At 60.6% G+C, this 19,844-nt stretch carries 16 protein-coding genes and 1 tRNA gene; 9 read left to right on the top strand and 8 right to left on the bottom strand.

The features are described from left to right. Nucleotides 1-65 precede the first annotated feature (65 nt). The gene (locus tag AC0J1C_RS11570) at nucleotides 66-1,472 is read right to left on the bottom strand and encodes a 3-oxoacyl-ACP reductase (RefSeq protein WP_473044015.1); all 1,407 of its coding nucleotides are present in this window, start codon (nucleotides 1,470-1,472) and stop codon (nucleotides 66-68) included. Between the two features lie 322 nt (nucleotides 1,473-1,794). Here AC0J1C_RS11570 and AC0J1C_RS11565 point away from each other — a divergent pair, with 322 nt between their 5' ends. Both AC0J1C_RS11565 and AC0J1C_RS11560 read left to right on the top strand, forming a co-directional pair. Then, nucleotides 1,795-3,132, top strand: a complete 1,338-nt coding sequence (locus tag AC0J1C_RS11565) for an acetyl-CoA C-acetyltransferase (RefSeq protein WP_473044014.1) — start codon at nucleotides 1,795-1,797, stop codon at nucleotides 3,130-3,132. 100 nt (nucleotides 3,133-3,232) lie between these two features. Next, a tRNA-Met gene (locus AC0J1C_RS11560) sits at nucleotides 3,233-3,309 on the top strand. 59 nt (nucleotides 3,310-3,368) lie between these two features. Here AC0J1C_RS11560 and AC0J1C_RS11555 read toward each other — a convergent pair. Beyond that, complete coding sequence (locus AC0J1C_RS11555; protein WP_473044013.1) at nucleotides 3,369-4,844, bottom strand: amidase family protein; 1,476 nt, start codon at nucleotides 4,842-4,844, stop codon at nucleotides 3,369-3,371. Between the two features lie 42 nt (nucleotides 4,845-4,886). Continuing rightward, nucleotides 4,887-5,894 carry a hypothetical protein gene (locus AC0J1C_RS11550; protein ID WP_473044012.1) on the bottom strand — a complete coding sequence of 336 codons (1,008 nt, stop codon included), beginning with the start codon at nucleotides 5,892-5,894 and terminating at the stop codon, nucleotides 4,887-4,889. A gap of 151 nt (nucleotides 5,895-6,045) precedes the next feature. Here AC0J1C_RS11550 and AC0J1C_RS11545 point away from each other — a divergent pair, with 151 nt between their 5' ends. Both AC0J1C_RS11545 and AC0J1C_RS11540 read left to right on the top strand, forming a co-directional pair. Beyond that, nucleotides 6,046-7,800: an autotransporter assembly complex protein TamA gene (locus AC0J1C_RS11545; RefSeq protein WP_473044011.1), complete on the top strand. Its 1,755-nt coding sequence runs from the start codon at nucleotides 6,046-6,048 to the stop codon at nucleotides 7,798-7,800. Further along, complete coding sequence (locus AC0J1C_RS11540) at nucleotides 7,797-11,552, top strand: translocation/assembly module TamB domain-containing protein (RefSeq protein WP_473044010.1); 3,756 nt, start codon at nucleotides 7,797-7,799, stop codon at nucleotides 11,550-11,552. The genes AC0J1C_RS11545 and AC0J1C_RS11540 overlap by 4 nt, the downstream gene beginning before the upstream one ends. A 20-nt stretch (nucleotides 11,553-11,572) precedes the next feature. Here AC0J1C_RS11540 and AC0J1C_RS11535 read toward each other — a convergent pair whose 3' ends face one another. Genes AC0J1C_RS11535 through AC0J1C_RS11525 form a run of 3 tightly spaced genes read right to left on the bottom strand, consistent with a single transcriptional unit; the run spans nucleotide 11,573 to nucleotide 14,026 of the window. Continuing rightward, nucleotides 11,573-12,259 carry an SIMPL domain-containing protein gene (locus tag AC0J1C_RS11535; RefSeq protein ID WP_473044009.1) on the bottom strand — a complete coding sequence of 229 codons (687 nt, stop codon included), beginning with the start codon at nucleotides 12,257-12,259 and terminating at the stop codon, nucleotides 11,573-11,575. A 38-nt stretch (nucleotides 12,260-12,297) separates the two neighbouring features. Further along, nucleotides 12,298-13,032 (bottom strand): gamma-glutamyl-gamma-aminobutyrate hydrolase family protein, encoded by a 735-nt coding sequence (locus AC0J1C_RS11530; RefSeq protein ID WP_473044007.1) that lies wholly within the window; start codon nucleotides 13,030-13,032, stop codon nucleotides 12,298-12,300. Further along, nucleotides 13,025-14,026: an amidoligase family protein gene (locus AC0J1C_RS11525; RefSeq protein ID WP_473044006.1), complete on the bottom strand. Its 1,002-nt coding sequence runs from the start codon at nucleotides 14,024-14,026 to the stop codon at nucleotides 13,025-13,027. The genes AC0J1C_RS11530 and AC0J1C_RS11525 overlap by 8 nt, the downstream gene beginning before the upstream one ends. A gap of 221 nt (nucleotides 14,027-14,247) precedes the next feature. On the opposite strand from AC0J1C_RS11525, the gene lexA reads away from it, so the two are divergent. Both lexA and AC0J1C_RS11515 read left to right on the top strand, forming a co-directional pair. Further along, nucleotides 14,248-14,856 carry a transcriptional repressor LexA gene (gene lexA, locus AC0J1C_RS11520; RefSeq protein WP_473044005.1) on the top strand — a complete coding sequence of 203 codons (609 nt, stop codon included), beginning with the start codon at nucleotides 14,248-14,250 and terminating at the stop codon, nucleotides 14,854-14,856. A gap of 43 nt (nucleotides 14,857-14,899) precedes the next feature. Further along, on the top strand, nucleotides 14,900-15,400 hold the full coding sequence (locus AC0J1C_RS11515; RefSeq protein WP_473044004.1) for a cell division inhibitor SulA: 501 nt from the start codon (nucleotides 14,900-14,902) through the stop codon (nucleotides 15,398-15,400). 3 nt (nucleotides 15,401-15,403) lie between these two features. Here AC0J1C_RS11515 and AC0J1C_RS11510 read toward each other — a convergent pair whose 3' ends face one another. Together AC0J1C_RS11510 and AC0J1C_RS11505 are read right to left on the bottom strand one after the other, a co-directional pair. Next, nucleotides 15,404-15,667, bottom strand: a complete 264-nt coding sequence (locus AC0J1C_RS11510; protein WP_375191753.1) for a hypothetical protein — start codon at nucleotides 15,665-15,667, stop codon at nucleotides 15,404-15,406. A gap of 51 nt (nucleotides 15,668-15,718) precedes the next feature. After that, nucleotides 15,719-16,225, bottom strand: a complete 507-nt coding sequence (locus tag AC0J1C_RS11505) for a DUF6586 family protein (protein ID WP_473044003.1) — start codon at nucleotides 16,223-16,225, stop codon at nucleotides 15,719-15,721. Between the two features lie 260 nt (nucleotides 16,226-16,485). Here AC0J1C_RS11505 and AC0J1C_RS11500 point away from each other — a divergent pair, with 260 nt between their 5' ends. The 3 genes from AC0J1C_RS11500 to AC0J1C_RS11490 all read left to right on the top strand — a co-directional run bounded on the left by AC0J1C_RS11500 (nucleotide 16,486) and on the right by AC0J1C_RS11490 (nucleotide 19,713). Then, nucleotides 16,486-17,844: a DUF1329 domain-containing protein gene (locus tag AC0J1C_RS11500; protein WP_473044002.1), complete on the top strand. Its 1,359-nt coding sequence runs from the start codon at nucleotides 16,486-16,488 to the stop codon at nucleotides 17,842-17,844. A 17-nt stretch (nucleotides 17,845-17,861) separates the two neighbouring features. Further along, nucleotides 17,862-18,191 carry an SOS cell division inhibitor gene (locus tag AC0J1C_RS11495; RefSeq protein ID WP_473044001.1) on the top strand — a complete coding sequence of 110 codons (330 nt, stop codon included), beginning with the start codon at nucleotides 17,862-17,864 and terminating at the stop codon, nucleotides 18,189-18,191. Nucleotides 18,192-18,261: 70 nt separating this feature from the next. Further along, nucleotides 18,262-19,713 (top strand): sigma-54 dependent transcriptional regulator, encoded by a 1,452-nt coding sequence (locus tag AC0J1C_RS11490; RefSeq protein ID WP_473044000.1) that lies wholly within the window; start codon nucleotides 18,262-18,264, stop codon nucleotides 19,711-19,713. The last annotated feature ends 131 nt before the right edge of the window (nucleotides 19,714-19,844 follow it).

Raw genomic sequence — 19,844 nt, 5'->3', positions numbered from 1 at the left:
GACGCCCAGTCCCGTAGGTCGGATTAGCCGAAGGCGTAATCCGACACCACGATCCAGGTGTAACGTTACTTGCCGATCAGAGACTGCCCACACACCCGCACAACATTACCGTTCACCCCGCCGGACGCAGGGCTGCAATACCAGGCAATTGCCTCTGCCACGTCCACGGGCAGTCCGCCCTGAGACAGGCTGTTCATCCTTCGGCCAGCTTCTCGGATGGTCAGCGGCATGGCGGCGGTCATCTGGGTTTCGATGAAGCCTGGAGCAATGGCATTGATGGTCACGCCATTCTTGACCTGCCGGGCCATTGCCTCGACATAGCCGATCACGCCGCTCTTGGCCGTTGAATAGTTGGTCTGGCCAAAGTTACCGGCAATGCCGCTGATGGACGAGATGCAGACAATCCGGCCGTTGGCTCTCAGGAGTTCCCGCTTGGCCAGTTCCTCGTCGATCAGTTCTTCGGCTGAAAGGTTCACGGCAATGGTCATGTCCCAGAAATGTTCCGGCATGTTGCCGAGGGTTTTGTCCCGGGTGATGCCGGCATTATGGATAACCAGATCCACTCCGCCGAAATGCTCTTCAACAAAGTCTGCGATCAGCTTCGGCGCCTTGTCATCGGTGATGTCGCACGCCAGGGCCTTGCCCTTGATGGCGCTTGTGACTTTTTCAAGCTCTTCCAGCGCTGGCGGGATGTCGAGGCCGATTACGGTGGCGCCGTCCCGGGCCAGGGTCTGGGCGATGGCGGCGCCAATGCCCCGTGAGGCGCCTGTGACCAACGCAACCTTTCCGCTCAGGGGCGCCACCGGGTTGGTTGCCGACGCCGGCTCGCTTTTGCTGACACGGACCACCTGTCCGGAGACATAGGCCGAGCGGGCCGAGAGGAAAAAGCGGACGCTGGAGTCCAGCTGCTTTTCCGCGCCTGGTGCCATCCATAGAAGGTTGGCGGTGGCGCCTTTCTTGCCGATTTCTTTGCCAACGCTGCGCACGAAGCCTTCCAGTGCCTGCTGGGCGGCTGCCTGTGGTGCCTTTCGGCAGCTGGCCGGGTTCTGCCCAACCACCAGCACGCGCGCGTTTTTGCCCAGCTTTTTGATGGTGGGATGGAAGAAGTCGTACAGTGCCCGAAGCTCCTCCGGGTTACGGATGCCGGTGGCATCGAAAACCAGGGCGCTGAATTTTTGTGATACCTCGGAGGCGAGATCCATTGGCTGGGCCTTGTTGCCGGCCTTGGCGGAGTCGTTCAGGCGGTCGCTGCCGTTGGCGTGGTGAAGTGTTGCCGCGCTTGCGCCGAGCGTGGCGCCCAGTGCTGCAATGGCCTTGCCGCCGTTGGCGGCACCGATCAGCACGTCGCCCTCGATAAACGGTTGGTCGGTGCGCTTGAGTCGTTTCAGGGGCACCGGGGCGGGCAGGCCCAGGGACTGGGCTGCGGTCTTGCCTACGGGGGTGTTGACTATCCTCAGGTAGAGATCAGACATTGCGGTTCCTTGTGGTTGCAGTCGAGTGACGGATTACGAATCGTCCTACAGGTTAAAGAATCGGCCAGTTTTTGGATTGACTCAATGCCTGTAGGGTGTTGTCAGGGGTGCCAATGAGGCGTTGGGCGTTCACGCTAGACTGTTGCGAATAGAATTTTCACCCGGGTGTGGGAATCATTGGGAGTTCACTTCCCAAAACACGCCCGTGAATACATCCATGTAGGGCTCGGTCGCGCCATCCTTGGCGCTCCACGGTTTTGGGAAGTGAACTCCCAATGATCCCTCGAGCATCACGGTTATCTCCAAGAGGAATGGATTGATTATGGCAGAAGCATCAAAGACTCCGCGAAAGAAGACCAGTTCATCGAAGAAAGCCTCGGCCGCGCCGGCCGGCGTTCGTCGGGTGGCGGTTATTGGGGGCAACCGCATTCCGTTTGCCCGCTCCAATACCGCTTACAGCAAGATCAGCAACCAGGAGATGCTGACCTCAGCGCTGCGTGGGCTGGTGGACCGATATGGTTTGGAGGGGCAGCGCCTGGGTGAGGTGGCCGCAGGTGCGGTGATCAAGCATTCGCGGGATTTCAATCTTACCCGTGAGGCGGTGATGAGCTGCGGTCTGGCGCCGGAGACGCCGGCTTATGATGTTCAGCAGGCCTGCGGAACGGGGCTTGAGGCGGCTATTCTGGTGGCCAACAAGATTGCCCTGGGGCAGATCGAGTGTGGTATTGCCGGTGGCACCGACACCACCTCAGATGCGCCCATCGGCGTGGGTGAGGGGTTGCGGGAGATTCTGCTGGATCTGAATCGCGCGAAGACTGCTGGCGAGCGACTGAAAATTCTGGCGCGGTTCCGGCCGGCGCATCTGAAACCTGAGATTCCGCAGAACGGCGAACCTCGCACCGGGATGTCCATGGGTGAGCACGCCCAGGTTACGGCGAAGGAGTGGGCCATTCCCCGGGAGGATCAGGACAAGCTGGCGTGGGCGAGTCATCAGAAGCTGGCGAAAGCCTATGAGGAAGGCTTCTTTGCCGATCTGATGACGCCGCTGGCGGGGCTGGAGAAGGACAATGTGCTGCGTCCGGATACCACCCTCGAGAAGCTGGCGACGCTCAAGCCAGTGTTCGACCGGGAGAATGGCACCATGACTGCCGCCAACAGCACCGCGCTGACCGATGGCGCTTCCTGCGTGCTGCTGGCCAGCGAGGAATGGGCCAAGGCGCAAAACCTTGAGGTGAAGGCCTGGCTGACCTTCTCCGAGGTGGCCGCGGTGGATTTTGTCGACAAGAAAGAAGGCTTGCTGATGGCGCCCACCTACGCTGTGCCCCGGATGCTGGAAAAGGCCGGCCTGACTCTGCAGGATTTCGATTTCTATGAAATTCACGAGGCCTTTGCCGCCCAGGTGCTCTGTACCCTGAAAGCCTGGGAGGATCCGGCTTTCTGTAAGGAGCGGCTGGGGCTGGATAAGCCGCTTGGCAGCATCGACCGGGACAAGCTGAATGTGAAAGGCAGCAGCCTGGCTACGGGACACCCGTTTGCTGCTACCGGCGCGCGTATCGTGGCCACCCTCGCCAAATTGCTGGAGGAGAAAGGCAGCGGTCGCGGCCTGATTTCCATCTGCGCTGCCGGCGGCCAGGGGGTAACGGCGATTCTCGAGCGATAAGTTTCCGGCCAGGCTGAGGTTTCCTTTGACAGGGGCGACCTCACCCCTTATCATGCGCGCCACGTTGATCGGGGGCTTCCCCGAGAAACAACCAGTTTGATGCGGGGTGGAGCAGTCTGGTAGCTCGTCGGGCTCATAACCCGAAGGTCGTTGGTTCGAATCCAGCCCCCGCTACCATCTTTTGAATAAAGCCCGCTTATGCGGGCTTTATTGTTTCTAGCGGGCACTGTTGTTTCTCAATACCCCTCCGGTTTAACAAATCCTGCCAGTCCCGCCTCTTCGAGCAGTCCGGCAAACCCAATGGTTGTCAGATCCATTCCCGGCGCGCCGATAACCTGCACGTTGTAGGGCAGCCCGTTTTTTGCCCGTCCAAGGGGCACCGAGGTAGCCGGCAGGCCGAGCAGGGTGGCCAGGGCGATCCAGCAGAACTGGTCCAGGTAGGCCCTCGGTTTGCCCGCCACGGTAATTCGTCGTTTGAACACCGGGTTCGAATGGTCGTGGCGGATGGCCGTGGTCGGTGTAACCGGCGTCAGCAGGACATCCACTTCCTGAAACAGGGATTCGATCTGGGCGCGCATTTTCTCGCGCATTTCACTCCACGCCATCCATTGGTGAACCGGCTGGTTCACGCCCCGGCCGTATTCTCCGATGCAGGCTGTGGCGGGGCCCAGGAACTTGAGCCAGGGTTCGAGCCGGGCAATCCATTTCATCTGTCGACGCTGGGACGGCTTGAGCGAGGTGCTGAGCAGACTGCCCAGCAAATTGAAATACGCCGGCAGGATGTGCTCCAGAGCCAGCAAAGGGTGCCGGGCCTCGGTTACCAGGGCGCCGCGGTCGGCAAGGGCGGTACCCAGATGACGGTAGGCCTCTGTCAGTTCCGGTTCCACCGGGCACAGCGGATCCTCAAGCCACAACCCCACCCGGGCCTGATCCAGGCTGGTTACCGACGCGGGCGCAAGCTTGAGGGCCCAGCTGCGCTGCTGGTCCGCCCGGGGGCCCGCAATCACCTTGAGCAACAGTTCCAGATCCCGGGCGTTGCGGGCCATGGGGCCGCCTTCTGCCAGGTCGGGCTGGGACTGGGTGCCGGGTGGTCCGGGGATATGGCCGCGAAAAGACACCAGCGAGCGGGAGGGTTTGTGGCCGAACACGCCACAGAAATGGGCAGGGGTCCGAATGGAACCGGCCAGGTCGCTGCCTACTTCCAGCGGTGTCATGCCCGCGGCCAGCGCAGCGGCGGCGCCGCCCGAGGAGCCACCGGGCGTATGGGCCGGATTATGGGGGTTGTTGGTGACCCCGAAGAGTTTGTTGTAACTCTGCAGGTCGGTGGCATAGATGGGCACGTTGGTCTTGCCCAGGATAATGGCCCCGGCGTTTTCCAGTTGCGCGATAACATCGGCGTGGCGCCCGGGTTTGTGGTCCCGTAGCGGCGATGCCCCGGCGGTGCAGGTCATGCCGGCGACTTCCCAGGTGTCCTTGATGGTCAGGGGTAAGCCGTGCAGCGGGCCTTTTACCTGCCCGGCGGCACGGGAAGCGTCGGCCTGGCGGGCACTGGCCAGTGCCTGCTGTTCGTCCAGGGTGATAATGGCGTTGACTTGCGGGTTCACCTCCCGGATCCGCTCGAGCAGGGCGCGAGTCAGTTCTTCACTGGACAGGGCGCCGGTGTCCAGTTGTTCAAGAAGCGTGTGGGCCGACTGATAATGCAGTGAATCCATGGGTATTCTCTTGTTGTTGGTCGCTTGCAATAACTCTCTGGATCAGGGCAGTTCGGCTCGCCAGTGTTTGACTTTGACCTGGCCCTTGATGGCTTCAATGATCTCAATAATCAGGTTGATCAGCGCTTCATTTTGGGCCTGGTTGGCCCGAACGTCGTCGGGAGAGGGCAGGAAAACATTTACGATGTCTTCGATGAATGCGTGGTTGGATGCCGAGGCGAGATCTTCCAGGATCTGGTGGATGACGTTGGCGACGATGTCGCCAACCGCTTCCTCGAGGGTCTCCTGGATGGTCGGCCCCACCACGGGAAGGTATTTCAGGCGGGATAACTCAAGGTTCTGTTTCAGGGCATGGTCGACCCGATCCTCCAGGTAGCTCCGCAGGGCCCCCCGGTTGGGCACATAGCCCTGCTGCGCGGCCTCGGCTACCCGCTGCGAAATCCAGTCGGATAACATGTCCCGTCTCGGGTAAAGAATGTCGTCCTGAATCTTCTCGAAGAGCGGTGAGCCTCGCTTCACTTCCTGCTGGACACCGCTCAGAACCTTGAGCACGATCCGGTCCGACAGCTCCTCCATGAATGCTTCGTAATAAAAATTGATAAACCGGTAGATGCGCGTGTTGGTAATGTCGATGATCTTGTACTGGTGCAGCCGGTAAATGATCGAGATCACCCGGAGAATCCTCAGGAAACGCAGGCTGCCGACCGGAATGCAGCCCACCAGATCGTACCAGTGTATAAATGGATAGAAATACCAGCGGTCGTAGACCTTCGCCTTCACGGCATAGCCCCAGCGCAGGAAGAATTCACCCAGAAAAATGGAGACAAAAATCAGGTCGTAGAAAATGAAGCGTTCGTGGATGGGATGGTAGAGCGACTGAAGCGTGGGCGCGTGCTCTTTGAGCAGGCTCTGGACCGCCACGAAGTTGTAGATGGAATCCCAGATGATGAAGGCCAGGTTGATGATCAAAAGACCCAGCATCAGAAAGTCGATGACGAACCAGATCAACTGGTGGCTGGATTTCAGGTTCTCGCGGTTTATTTTCAGCATTCGCCTGCGCCTGGTTGTGTGCTAAGTCTCTGACAGGTTAGCGTATTTATGAGCGGCGCACGACTCAGCGTGGATTTCGGTCACCCACTGCCAGTAAACTCCTTTCCATGAACGAAAATCCTCCTCGCACTCACCAACGTTGAACGCCCGGATGCAGTCAATCCATCATAAGGTACCAACTGGCTTCGTCCGGCTTCTTGCAGCCTGGCTGTGCTGCCTGTCCTTTCCGGTGCTGGCGCAGCAGGTGGAGATCAGGATGGAGGGCGACTACCCGGCGCTCAAGGACAACGCAGAGGCGTTTATTGGCGAGGTGGAAGGACGGAGCGAGGGTAACCTGAGGCGTTTTGCGCCCACGGCCGTTGATCAGGCCCGCAAAGCGCTCAGGGCCCTGGGTTACTATTCGCCGCTGATCACCTGGACTGTTGAAGCGGGCGATTCCGAGGATACGGCGACGCTGGTTTTGACCATAAACCCGGGAGAGCCGGTGCGGGTGACAAGCCGGGTGGTGGAGATACGGGGCGCCGCGGCCGATGATGAGGCGTTTACCGCCAACCTCCCCGCCCACCCAGCGGAAGGTGACATTCTCAACCACGGCGAGTACGCCACTCTGCGCAATACCATAGAAAACCGGGCGCGCCGACGTGGCTATTTCGACGGCCGGTTTGAGACGCGGACCTTGAGGGTGGACCCGGACCGGCGCAGCGCTGAAATCACACTGGTCTATGAAAGCGGTGACCGTTATCGGTTGGGCGAGGTGAGTTTCGAGGAGGGACACTGGTTCGAGCTGGACTTGCTGCGGGATTTCGTAACGTTTGAGCCAGGCACGCCCTTTCATTCCGATGAAATCGCCAAGCTGAATCGCGATCTGCGGAGCAGCGGCTATTTCCGGGGCGTTGATATAGACGCTTCTCCGTCCCAGGCCGAGAACGGGGTGATTCCGGTTACGGTGGCCCTTGAGCGACGCGAGGCGCGCTCGGTGGCGGCCGGTGTGGGCTTCTCCACTGACGTGGGGCCGCGCTTTCGCGGGACCTGGCGGGAGCACTGGATCAATCCGATGGGCCACAAGCGCGGGGCCGAAACCGAGCTGTCCGTACCCCGGCAGAATCTGAGCACCTGGTACGAGCTGCCCCTGGATCCGCCGATGACAGATCTGATCCGCCTGACTGCTGGTTACCAGCGGGAGGATATAGAGAACGTCGAATCGGAACTGCTGACCCTCGGCCAGCAGTGGCAGCATCAGCTGGACAGTGGCTGGCTGCAGGTTCTGTCACTACGCTGGGAAGGGGAGCGGTTCAACATTGGAAACGACGAAACTGGCACCAGCTCACTGTTCCTGCCAGGCGCCGGTTATTCCCGCATTCATGCGGACTCGCCGCTGGATCCCTCCCGGGGCTATCGATTGCAGCTGGATATGACCGGCTCGCACAGGGCGTTGTTATCGGACGTGGATATCCTGCACGTTAACGCCCTTGCCAAGGGTCTGTTCACGCTGGCCGAGAAGCACCGTTTCCTGGGGCGGGTCCAGGCTGGCGCCGTGGCCACCAACCGGTTCGAGGATGTGCCGCCTTCCCTGCGATTTTTTGCCGGCGGCGACCAGAGTGTGCGTGGCTATGGCTATGAGACGCTCTCGCCCGAGAACGAGAACGGCGTGCCGGTCGGTGGCCGCTTCCTGATGGTGGCCAGCGCCGAGTACCAGTATCAGTTTGCTGACAAGTGGCGGGCGGCGCTGTTTGTGGATCACGGCAATGCCGTCAATGATGTCAACGATCCTCTCGCCACCGGCGCGGGCGTCGGGATTCGCTGGATCAGTCCGGTCGGTCCCCTGCGCCTGGATGTGGCAAAAGGCCTGGACCCTGAGTTTGGCGGTGGTTGGCGAATTCACTTTTCCATGGGGCCCGAGTTGTGACACAGACCCCGGACACACCAGACAGCAAGCCTGCTCCCCGGCGCAGTCGTGGGCTGCGGTTCTGGTTATTGCTGTGTCTGGGGCTGCTGTTGCTGGTGCCGCTTCTGTTGTTGAGCGCGGTGCTGCTGGCCCTTCGGTCCGAGACCGGCACGGCCTGGGTGATCGATCAGGTGCCCGGTCTTCAGGTGGAAGCCGATCGCGGTTCGCTGTTCGGTCAGTGGCAGGCCCAGCGTCTGGTCTGGCGCGGCTATGGCGTGGAAGTCGTGGTGCAGTCGCCCCTCGTGGACTGGTCGCCGTCCTGCCTGTTCCAGAAGCAGCTGTGTGTTGATCAGCTCAAAGCGGAGGCGCTGAGTGTCACCCAGTTACCGCCGGCAGAACCTTCGGCCGACGGCGGCAGTGCCGTCGCACTACCCGGCATTGATCTCCCCCTCGGGATCCGGATAGATGGCGTGCGTCTGGGACCCTTTACGTTCAACGGTAATACCGTGTGGGACCGGTTTGAACTGGATGCTGGCGGGTCCGGTGCCGATTGGCAAATCGACCGGGTGTGGTACCGGCTCGGGGACTACACCGTCTCTGCCTCGGGACGCGTTGAAACCCGGCGGGATTGGCCGGTCTCGCTGGATGTTACCGCCACGCTGCCGCCACCTGAAGGTGATCAGTGGACTATCGACGCTCGCCTGTCGGGCACAGTTCGCGATGTGCAGGTGTCGGCCCGCAGCAGCGGCTATCTGGAGGCTCAGCTGACCGGGCGGGTGGCGCCGCTGGATCCCTCACTTCCGGCACGGGCGCGGATCAATTCGGAGCGGTTCCAGCCGGTGACCGCCATGCCCGATACCCTGGTGTTGCATGACTGGTTTCTGGAGGCCCGTGGCAGCCTTGCCGACGGTTTCCAGACGCGGGGTGAGGCGCGGTTGCCGGGCACGGCGGGACCCGTGCAGTTGGCGCTACAGGGGAAGGTGACCACCCGGGACGCTCGCGATATCCGGATTGAGCTGAACACCCGGAGCGCAACTGGCGAGGGTCAGGGTAGCGCCGTTGCCAGTGGCCAGGTGAGCTGGCAGGAGGGCCTGAAGGCGGGCGCCAACCTGCGCCTGCGCGAATTTCCGTGGTATACGCTGGTTCCCGGGTTAGAGGCGCCGCCGGTGAATCTGAAGGCCCTGGACGGCAACGTGTCCTGGAGTGATGGTCGCTACCAGGCGGATCTGACTGCCGAAGTGGACAGTCCCCAGGGTACGGCCACCCTGGCGACGAAGGTGAACGGTGACATGGAGCAGGTGACGCTGACCGACCTGTCAGCCACCACCGGTGCCGGCGCACTGGCGGGCAAAGGATCGGTCCAGTTCGCGGGCCCGCTGTCCTGGGATGCTGCTCTGAAGTTGCAGGATTTCAATCCCGGTTACTGGGTTCCGGTACTTGAGGCGAGTCTCAGTGGCGACGTCGCCAGTAGCGGGCAGCTTCGCGAAAACCGTATTCCGGACCTCACCGCATCCTGGCAACTGGACGGAACATGGCGCTCCAACGAGGCTTCATTGTCTGGCTTGCTGGACACGTCATCCGGCAACTGGACGTTGTCGGATCTTGCGCTGGTAGTCGGCGAGAACCGGGTTGAGGGTTCAGGCACCTGGGGCGACACCCTGGCCGGGGATCTGGCCCTGAGCCTGCCGACGCCGGAACTGTTGCTGCCGGGACTGGGAGGTGCCCTGGAGACTGAGCTGACCGCAGGCGGCACGCCAGAGAACCCCACCGGGACGTTAATGGTGAACGGCCAGCAGATGCGCTGGCAGGATCAGGTCGCCATCGATGCACTGAATCTGGAGGCGGTCCTCAAAACGGGCCAGCGCCTGGACGGAAGGCTGGAGCTTGCCGAGCTGCGCGGGTTCGGTCAGGTGCTGGATACCGCCGCCCTTGAGGTGCAGGGTACCCGTGAGCAACACTCCGTTCGCCTCGCCGTTGACCACCCGGAAGCGAATGTTGAGCTTGTTCTCGAAGGGGGCGCACCGAAGGATTGGCAGGGCTGGCAGGGTGCGCTGGCGCGTGGTGAGATCCGGGTACCCGAGCAATCCCAGGTCTGGCAACTGGCGTCGCCGGCAGCGCTGGCCTATGAGGCCGGTGAACTGACCTTCGGCCAGCACTGCTGGCGCTGGCAGCAAAGTTCAGTGTGCGCCGATGACCAGACCCTGCTTCCTGTGCCCCGTATTGCCTACACCATCCAACGGTTCCCCGCGCTTGCCCTGGCGCCAGTGCTTCCCGACACCCTGCGATGGGATGCCAGGATTGACGGCACCATCGAGTTCACCACCACCGACCGGGGGCCGGACGGACGGGTTTTCCTGGATGCGGGCGACGGCCAGTTCGAGATTCTGGTGGACGGCGAGTGGGAGACGCTGTCCTACAACGTGTTGTCGACGGAGCTCACCCTCCGTCCGGAGCAGGCCGACCTGGCCATGCGCCTCTCCGGTCCCGGGGTAGGGGAATTTGGCCTGGATCTGGGGCTGGATCCGACCGCTCCGGACCGGACGGTGGATGGCGAGTTTCGACTCCAGAACCTCGACATTGCCGTTGCCGGATTGCTGTCGGGGCTGGACCAGGTGGCCGGGCGTATTGATGGTCAGGGGCGGCTGTCGGGCCCGCTGATGAAGCCGGCGGTGAACGGCGAACTGCACCTTACGGGTGGCAGTGTGTCGGACCCCCGATTGCCGGTGCCGATCGAGGAGATGGTCGCCAGCGTTCAGCTGTCGGGGTATTCCGCCGAGATCAGCGGGCGTATCCAGAGTAACGCCCGAAGTCAGACCACGCTGGATGGGAACATTGACTGGGAGCAGTCGCCCCGGGGAGAGGTGATCATTTCCGGGAGCCGGGTGCCATTCCACATCGAGCCCTATGCCCAGCTGGAGGTGGCGCCGGATCTTACCATCCGATTCCGGGACGGCACCCTGATGGTGTCCGGGGAAATTGCAGTGCCCAGGGGGAACATCGAGATCAAGGGGTTGCCTGCGCAGGCCGTGTCGGTATCTGAAGATGAGGTGATTGTCGGGGTTGAGCGGGAGGAGCCCCTCGTTACCAACCTCAATATGGACGTGCGGGTGATTGTCGGTGAGGATGAGGTAAGCTTCAGCGCCTTTGGTGTAACCGGGGATCTGGAAGGGGCGCTGCGAATTGGCGACAACATGGACACACGCGGTACGTTGCAGCTGGTCAACGGTCAGTACGAGGCCTATGGCCAGGAGCTGGAGCTGAGACAGGCGCGGCTGCTATTTGTTGGCAATCTGACGCAACCCTATCTGGACATCGAGGCGGTTCGAAAGGTGGGCACGGTGGTCGCCGGTATACGATTGAGCGGCCCCGTCCAGTCGCCGGAGACAACGGTCTTTTCCAACCCGGACATGCCGCAGACCGATGCCCTGTCCTACGTGATTCTGGGTCGTGCTCCGCAAAGCCGCGGCGACGAGGGACAGATGAGTCGTGCAGCCCTGTCACTGGGACTGACGCAGGCCAACAAGGTGACCGGCCAGATCGGCGAGGAGTTCGGTATCCGCCAGTTGACCCTCGAAGCGGAGGGTACGGGTGAACAGACATCTGTAGTGGCCAGTGGTTACCTGACCGATGAACTGAGCGTTCGCTACGGCGTCGGAATATTCGAGCCTATCACCACCGTGGCTCTGCGTTACGACCTGGGGCGGTACTTCTATCTCGAAGCCGCCAGTGGTCTGGCGGCTTCACTGGACATTTTCTACACGCGGGATTTCTGATCGCACGCCGGCTCCGGGGGTCACTCCAGCTCGAAGGTGGCGCTTACCGACGCCTCGATTTCCCGCTCGCCCACGCTTGAAATGCTGTCCGAGGCGGACTTTGCCTCCGCCATCATCATGGGAGCGGGGCGATGTCCGCCGTTGATGTTTATGGTTACGACCTCGCCGCATCCCTGGTCGAGCTGCTTCGCCACGAATTGGCAGCGGGCCCTGGCATCGGCAATGGCCCGCGCCAGCGCCTCCTGTTCCAGTCCGGTCTCGTTGGAGTGGAAGAACTGGTGTGGCCCCAGATGGTAGTCCAGGCCGATGGCCTGGGCTTCCTGGAGCAGGGGATTGAGCAGGGTGAGGTCGTTGATGCTGAAGCTGATGGTCTGGGAGGCAACCGCACGCGTCTCGGGCTCCTTGCTTCGGTCTGTCGGTGGCAGGGTGCGGGTATAGAGATTAACGGTTGCATCGCTGTAGTCTTCAAGACGGTCCCGGTAGTCGGCAATGCCCTCACGCCACTGCGACATGAGGCTGGCGACCCTTTCGGTGGCCTTCTGGGGCAGGGCATGCTCGGCGCTGGCGGTAAACTGCAGCCGGGCACTGTCGGGCTCATAGCGGACCCGGCCCTCGCCCGTGAGTGTGACCTCTCCAGCTACCGCCAATGCCGGCGCCAACAGGACAAGGCTGACGCCGAGGCGCCGTTTGAGTTTCTGTAGATACATGGTGTGCCTCCTATGGGCGCGAATCTGCGCGTCGATTGTCAGATGTCGCCGGTATCCGGATCCAGCCGGGCCAGTTTCAGTTTGCGGGCGGCCGCCACGAACTGGGCAAAGATGCGCCGGTGTCCGCCGTGGTACAACAGGTATTCCGGGTGCCACTGCACACCCATGAGCCACTGCCCCCGGGTGTTTTCGAAGGCCTGGACGAACAGATCGTTGTCCAGTGCCGTCACCCGGAGGTCACGGCCAAGCCGCTTGATGGCCTGGCTGTGAATCCGGTTGGCACCGATAACCGGCGAATCCATGGCCTGCTCCAGGCGGCTGGCGGTGACCACGCGAACGGTTTGCAGTGGCAACAGCAGGGGCCGGTGACGGGTGTTCACTCGCAGCGGCGTGACGTTCTGGCACAGGGATCCGCCCCGGAACACATTGATAAACTGGGCCCCGCGGCAGATGCCGAGCACTGGAATGCCGGTGGCTTCTGCGCCTTCCAGAAGCGCCTGGTCGGTGGCATCCCGTTTCCTGTCATAGCGGGCGCTCACCTGCGGTTGCTGTCCGAAGCGTTCCGGATGCACATGGGTGCCACCAGAGAGGACCAGACCGTCCAGCAGGGTCACGTCGACACGGGCGCCGGGCCTTATGTAATAGGTGCGCGCGCCCTGTAGACGAAGCCCCAGGCCGATAAGCCGGTGAGCCAGGCTTTTTCGTGTGGGACCGCTGATGCCAATGGTCAGGCCGGGTACGTCCGGCTCTTCTGCCAACCTTCGTTCAGACATAGCCCTTCTTGCTCAGCCAGTCCTCGATGGTTTCCCGCCAGCTGTGGGTCAGGTTGTGGAGACTCAGTTTCCGGCGCTCCCGGAACAGGGCCCGCAACTCAGCGAGGTCGTCGGCGCGGTTGGCCAGTTGTTCAAGCACTACCCAGTCGTTCCACACGGTGGAAAAGTGCCAGTCGGGGTTGTTGATGTCGCAGTCGGGCAAGCGGTAGTGGAGCGTGGGCCGGCTTTTGATGCGCGGGTCCTGAACGTGCTGTTCGAGGCGATCGCTGTCGAGGTGCGCAAACAGGGGCAGCAGATCAAGGGCGCGGTTCCGGGTTGGATTGTATTCCAGGTAGTCGTCAATCAGTTGCGACAGATCCGGATGATAGTCGTCTTCCATCAGCAGCTCGGTGTAGCGGGTATGCCATGGCTCGATGTAGGTGGTGAACTTGCGACTGACATCCAGCTGATGTCGATGTTTCAACCAGTCGTAGAGCCCGGCAAATGCCTGGAAGTACCTAACCAGGGTAGCTGGCTGCAGGTCCGGCAGTTCGGGGTTCAGCTGCAGACCGAACGCGAAGTAGATGGCTTCCCGGCTGCCCAGGGCCCCGGCCTCCCTCAGGTTGTCCATCAGGGATTCGATCACGCCGAGATTGGCAAACGGGATCGGTGGGCTGACGATCTCAAGGGGCACGATCCGTTCTGCGGCGGCATCGATCACATCCATCGCCTGGCCACCGAACTCGCGCAGGGATTCGGGAAGTCGTTCATCGGTCAGATCCAGATCCTTGATGGGATCCGAGTCCAGCTCAACGGTAAATTCACCCAGCCCGGTTTCAATGGTGGTCACATAACGTGATCTGAGATCGGGAATGCCCTTCAGGAGCTTTGCCGACAACGCGACCAGATCGTCATAGCCAAGGCCCGACAGTTCAATTTCTACGCCAACCTTTCGGTCGTCTCCCTCCCGTGTCTTCAGAATATCCGGCATCCTGCAGGCTCTGGACTGTGTCATGGTACTCCCTGGTGTGAGTTGGCGTTGGTTCACCATAACACACACCCGCGAACACCACCGTTAAGCGCGGGCAAGAAATTGGACGGATCGGCTTTACACTGGATAAAACACTGTATATAGTCTGATTACTGTATAAAAAAACAGGGCCTGGAAAAGGCTCGTAAAGACATTGAAACAGCGGTCAAGACAGAACTCAGGCCCTCAGCCAGCGGAGTAGGTCAATGAAGCTCACAGCAAGACAGTCACAGGTACTGGACATCATCCGCCGATACGTTGATGAAACCGGTTACCCGCCTACCCGCGCCGAAATTGCGTCGGAACTGGGCTTCCGGTCGGCCAACGCGGCAGAGGAACATCTGAGAGCGCTGGCCCGCAAGGGCGCCATCGAGATGGTGCCCGGGGCAAGTCGCGGTATCCGACTGCCGGAAGCGGAAGCGGATCTGGGGTTGCCGGTGATCGGGCAGGTGGCAGCCGGTAGTCCGATCCTGGCCCAGGAGCACATAGAAGACCACTGCACACTGCAGCCTGAGTTTTTCTCGCCATCCGCCGATTACCTGCTCAGGGTGCGTGGCATGAGCATGAAGGATATCGGGATTCTTGACGGAGATCTGTTGGCGGTGCACAGCACCCAGGATGTCCACAACGGCCAGATCGTGGTTGCCCGGGTAGGTGACGAAGTCACCGTGAAACGCTTTCGACGCGAGGGCTCCAAGGTTTACCTGATTGCCGAGAACGAGGAATTTGCGCCGATTGAGGTGGACCTGGCCGAACAGGAACTGTTCATCGAAGGGCTTGGTGTAGGTGTTATCCGTCGCTCCGATCTGCACTGATCGGCCCAGACAACGGCAGAACCATTTGAATAACGGGTGAATTATGGAACAACTCAGCTTCAACCAGAATCTCGCTTACCAGCCGAATGCCCTGTCCGGTTCCATGTCGGCGAATGTCACGCGCGAGCGACGCACGGTTATCCGTGCCCGGCGGAACCCGGAGCCGGAGGGTGTCACCGGTTCCCAGGCCCCCGGTAACGTGACCGAGATCATCCTGCCGCAGGGTCAGGTGGAGAATTTCCAGTTGCTGTTGCCCATGCTCACCCAGCTGAACCAGGAGAAGCGCTGGCTGGCCTGGATCGATCCTCCCCAGGCGCTCGTCAGCAAGTGGCAGAAAATGCACGGAATCGTGGCTGGCGAGCTGCTGGTGCTCCGCTCAACGCCGGAATATCCGGCCCAGGAGCTGGCAGAGAGAGCCCTGAGCGCGGGCACCTGCCATGCTGTCGTAATGTGGACGGGCAAGCTCGGCAGGGCTGCGCTCGAATCACTGCAGCAGGCATCGGCCAAGGGCAACAGCCACGGCGTTGTGCTCAGGCAGCGTTGAGCCTTAGTGGAGGGTGTAGGAAGGCTGGGCGTCTTCCACGGCATCCAGCTCATCATCCTCCCAGTCAATATCGTGGGTGACGTTGCCAACCGCCTCAATGCCAGCGGCGATCATGGCCTTGGCAACCGACATATCCCGATCTTCCATCATTTCGCGGGCTTCCGCAGAGAAAGAGATCTTCACCAGCGGCGCACTCTCATCGTCAATGCGGCGCAGCGCGTAATCGCCATTGCTGAGTTGAACAATTTCAAAAAACGACGGTGACATTCATTAAGCCTTTACGTTGTTGAATTCGTGGTATCCGGGGCAGGTCTGGCTCTACCACTCGCTATGTTGCTCTTCCAGCTCATTGGCGAACTGTTTGATAGCGGCGAGGGTTTCGAGCAGTGCCGATACTGAGCGATCAGGGCCAGTCTCGGCGGAGATGGCAATGATGTTTTCGGCACTGACCGTTTTCCGCGTGGCCGGCGGCCGCCCCTGCGACGTTTCCAGCTGATCCAGGTGGTTCCACCAGCTTCCGGCGGTTTGCTCCAGCTCCCGCAAGCGTATGACCTCGCTGGACTCCTTCCCGATCAATGTGCCTAACGCTCCGAGCGTATCTGGTTGTCCTGATTTGTCCTGATACAACCTGGCAATCATCACCAACAGAAGTTGGCGGCCCCTGAGCATTAGCTCGATGGCGCCTTGTAGAGCCGCCTCGCGCTGCAGGGCCTGTTCCGTGCCGGCAGCGCCGGCGCCAGCCTCAGCTGCGCGTTCAATCTGCCGAAGCAAGGTGCCGGCCAGAAACAGTTTTTGAGAAACGAGTGAATGCCATTGAGAGGCCATGGGATACCTGCGCGATCAGACGCGGATGAACTCCGGAAAAGTTGACCCGGCAGTATACCATTTTTGTCGGCAGATTTCGCCCTTGCCCTGAATTCTGCATGAGCGCTGCCACGATGGGGGCACGCGAGTTGCGTGTTTCACAATAAAATACAAACGATCACTTGAAACGGGCGTTTGAATTTGGCAAAAAGGGCCACCAGCGTGCGTCGGGAACAGCGGTCGCAGCGAACCAACAGCATGAATTTCTGGAGGCCAGAGGGATGCGGAGTCACGTTCTAGCGGGTGTTGCAGTATTTTGTATGGGTTTTTCAGGGCAAGTCCTGTCGAAAGTGGCAGCCGCTGAAGCCGAACGACTGGGCGGAGACCTTACCCCGGTCGGAGCCGAGCGGGCCGGCAATGACGCAGGTACCATTCCTGAATGGACCGGAGGACTTGCGACACCTCCAAAGGCCTGGCGCCCGGGGCAGGTGGAAGTGGATCCCTACCCGGAAGACGATGCCCTGTTCGTGATCACGGCTGGCAACCTCGACCTGTACCGGGACAAGCTCACAGACGGCCACATCGCCATGCTCGAGAGGTACGGGCCCGAGTTTTTCATGCCGGTGTATCAGACTCGCCGCAGTGCCGCGTTTCCCGAGCATGTCTATGACAAATTCCGGGAAAACGCTGTCACAGCCGAACTGCTGGACAACGGTAATGGGGTGCGCGACACCATTATGACCAGCCCGTTCCCGATTCCATCCAACGGACTGGAAGCAATCTGGAACCATATCCTGCGTTATCGTGGTGAGGCCATCTCTCTGCGCAGTGCCTCGGCAACCCCGCAGGTCGACGGTTCTTTCAATCCGGTCGTGAATGATTACGACTATTTCTTCGCGTACAGCCAGAAAGGCGCCGAACTGGCCGAGATCGACAACAAGATCTTTTACCTGAAAACCGATACGGTATCGCCATCCGCCCTCGCGGGCACCATCACCCTGGTGCACGAAACTCTGGATCAGGTGCGTTCGCCCCGCCTCGCTTGGCGTTACGATTCCGGATCCCGGCGACTCCGCCGGTCACCCAACCTGGCCTATGAGACCGACCTGCCCAATTCGTCCTCCCTGCGCTCGGTTGACCAGAAGGACATGTACAACGGGGCGCCGAACCAGTACGACTGGGAGCTCAAAGGCAAGCGCGAGGTCTACGTGCCTTACAACGCCTACCGGCTGCACAACCCGAAAGTCCGCGCCGAAGACGTGATTGGCGCGGGTCACATCAATCAGGAACTGACCCGCTATGAGTTGCATCGGGTGTGGGTGGTTGAAGCCAAGCGCCGCACCGGGATCAGCCACATCTACGACCGTAGGGTGTTCTATATTGATGAGGACAGCTGGCAGATTCTGGCGTCTGAAGAGTACGATGAGCAGGGGAACCTCTGGCGGGTGTCCGAGGCTCATAACATCAGCTATTACAGTGAGCCGGTGTTCTGGACTACCATGGAGATGACCTACGACCTCAAGGCTGGGCGTTACTACATCGACGGACTGGACAACGGATTTCCGGCGTACAACTTCAAGCCGGGTTACCGTGGCAATGAGTTCACCGCTTCAGCGGCCCGTCGAGCCGCCCGCCGCTGATACTCCGGGAGAAAGGCATGGCAGACCCACAAGCGCATCTGGCGCGACTCGATGAACTGATGGCGAAACTGGGCCGGGCGCTCGCGGATCAGGACTGGGATGCCATGGCCCGTCTCAATGAACAGGTTAAGCCTGCGGTGGCGCCACTGATGGCCTGCCTGGAGGCGGGAGAGATTGAAGCCGAGCCGGTGAGACTCCGGCTCGAGGAACTGCAGCAGTTTATTGACGCGGCCGATCAGTCGGCCCGTGCGGCGCGTCAGGAGGCCGAGGACGGACTCAAAGGCGTCAACCGCAATCGCAGCGCCGCACGGGCCTACCAGAAGGTTTCGTCTAACCCGTCAAAATAGCGTCATAAAATTGACTCGGCCGGTCTTACAGTCTTAAATACCGCACAAATCCCCCAAGAGTTTGGTTTTAATGTCTAAAAATAACAAAGTGCTGGTGCTGAGCGAGGACGAGTCAAGACGTCGGGACCTGGTCACCATTCTTGAGTTCATTGGTGAGGAGCAGATTCTCGCAGGCGACGAAGCCAGAGCGCTTTTGGGCAGTGGTGACGACGACAGTCTGGCGGATATTTCAGTGGCCGTGGTGAACGGCGAGGACGCCGGTGCCCTGGAGAACATCTCACTGGTTTGCCGGGCCGCCGAAGGTATTCCGCTGCTGGTTACAGGTGACCCAAGCCTCAAGGGTCTGCCTGAAGAGATGGGATCCCGGATCATCTCCCGCATGGAATGGCCACTGAACTACACCAAATTTGTGGATTCCCTCTACCGCGCCCAGATCTACCGGGACCAGTTCAGCCGCTCCCGGGAGCGCGGGCAGCAGCGTGGTTTGCAATTGTTTCGCAGTCTTGTCGGGACCAGCCGAAAAGTTCAGCAAGTTCGCCAGTTGATGGAGCAGGTGGCGGACAAAGACGTCAGCGTGCTGATCACCGGCGAATCCGGTACCGGCAAAGAGGTGGTTGCCCGGAACCTGCACTATCACTCCTCCCGCCGCGACAAGCCGTTTGTTCCGGTCAACTGCGGTGCTATTCCTGCCGAATTGCTGGAGAGCGAGCTGTTCGGCCACGAAAAAGGTGCGTTTACCGGTGCAATTACCGCACGGGTTGGCCGGTTCGAGCTGGCCGAGGGAGGCACCCTGTTTCTTGACGAAATCGGTGATATGCCACTCAACATGCAGGTCAAGATCCTGCGGGTTCTGCAGGAGCGCACCTTCGAGCGGGTTGGCAGTAACCGTACCCAGTCGGCTGACGTACGGGTTATTGCGGCCACCCACAAAAATCTCGAGGACATGATCGGCGCCGGTGATTTCCGTGAAGACCTTTACTACCGGCTTAATGTGTTTCCGATTGAAATGCCGGCGTTGCGGGATCGTGTGGAAGACATTCCCCTGTTGATCAACGAGCTGATCTCCCGGATGGAAAAGGAAAAACGCGGCTCACTGAGGATGAATTCGGCGGCCATCATGAGCCTGTGTCGGCACGACTGGCCGGGCAACGTTCGCGAACTGGCCAACCTGGTGGAGCGGCTGGCCATTATGCATCCGTATGGCGTGATCGGAGTCCAGGAACTGCCGAAAAAGTTTCGCTATGTGGATGACTACGATGAGAACCGCCCCGTGGAGGACACCGGCATGCCCTCCGGAATTCCCGGGCTGGTGGGGCTCGATGCGCCGGCCTTGCTGCCGGTCAATGGCATCGATCTCAAGGACTATCTCTCCAATCTGGAAAAACAGCTGATCCAGCAGGCGCTGGACGAGGCGGGTGGTGTGGTCGCAAGGGCCGCCGAGAAGCTGCGTATCCGCCGGACCACCCTGGTGGAGAAGGTCCGGAAGTACGGACTCCGTGAAGAGGAATCCGAACAGCCTTGAGCTCTTTTAGATAGCCCTGGGTGACATTGGAGCGGCGTCAAAGGATCGTAAATCCTGGCGTCGCGCCACCTTCATACCGACGTAAAACCGTCAATAATGACCTCTCTCTTTTCCTTTCCTTCTGAAATATA

It is taken from the genome of Marinobacter sp. E2 (assembly GCF_055755345.1).
Note: the sequence above shows the minus strand (reverse complement) of the source record. Positions and strands in the feature narration are given on the sequence as shown.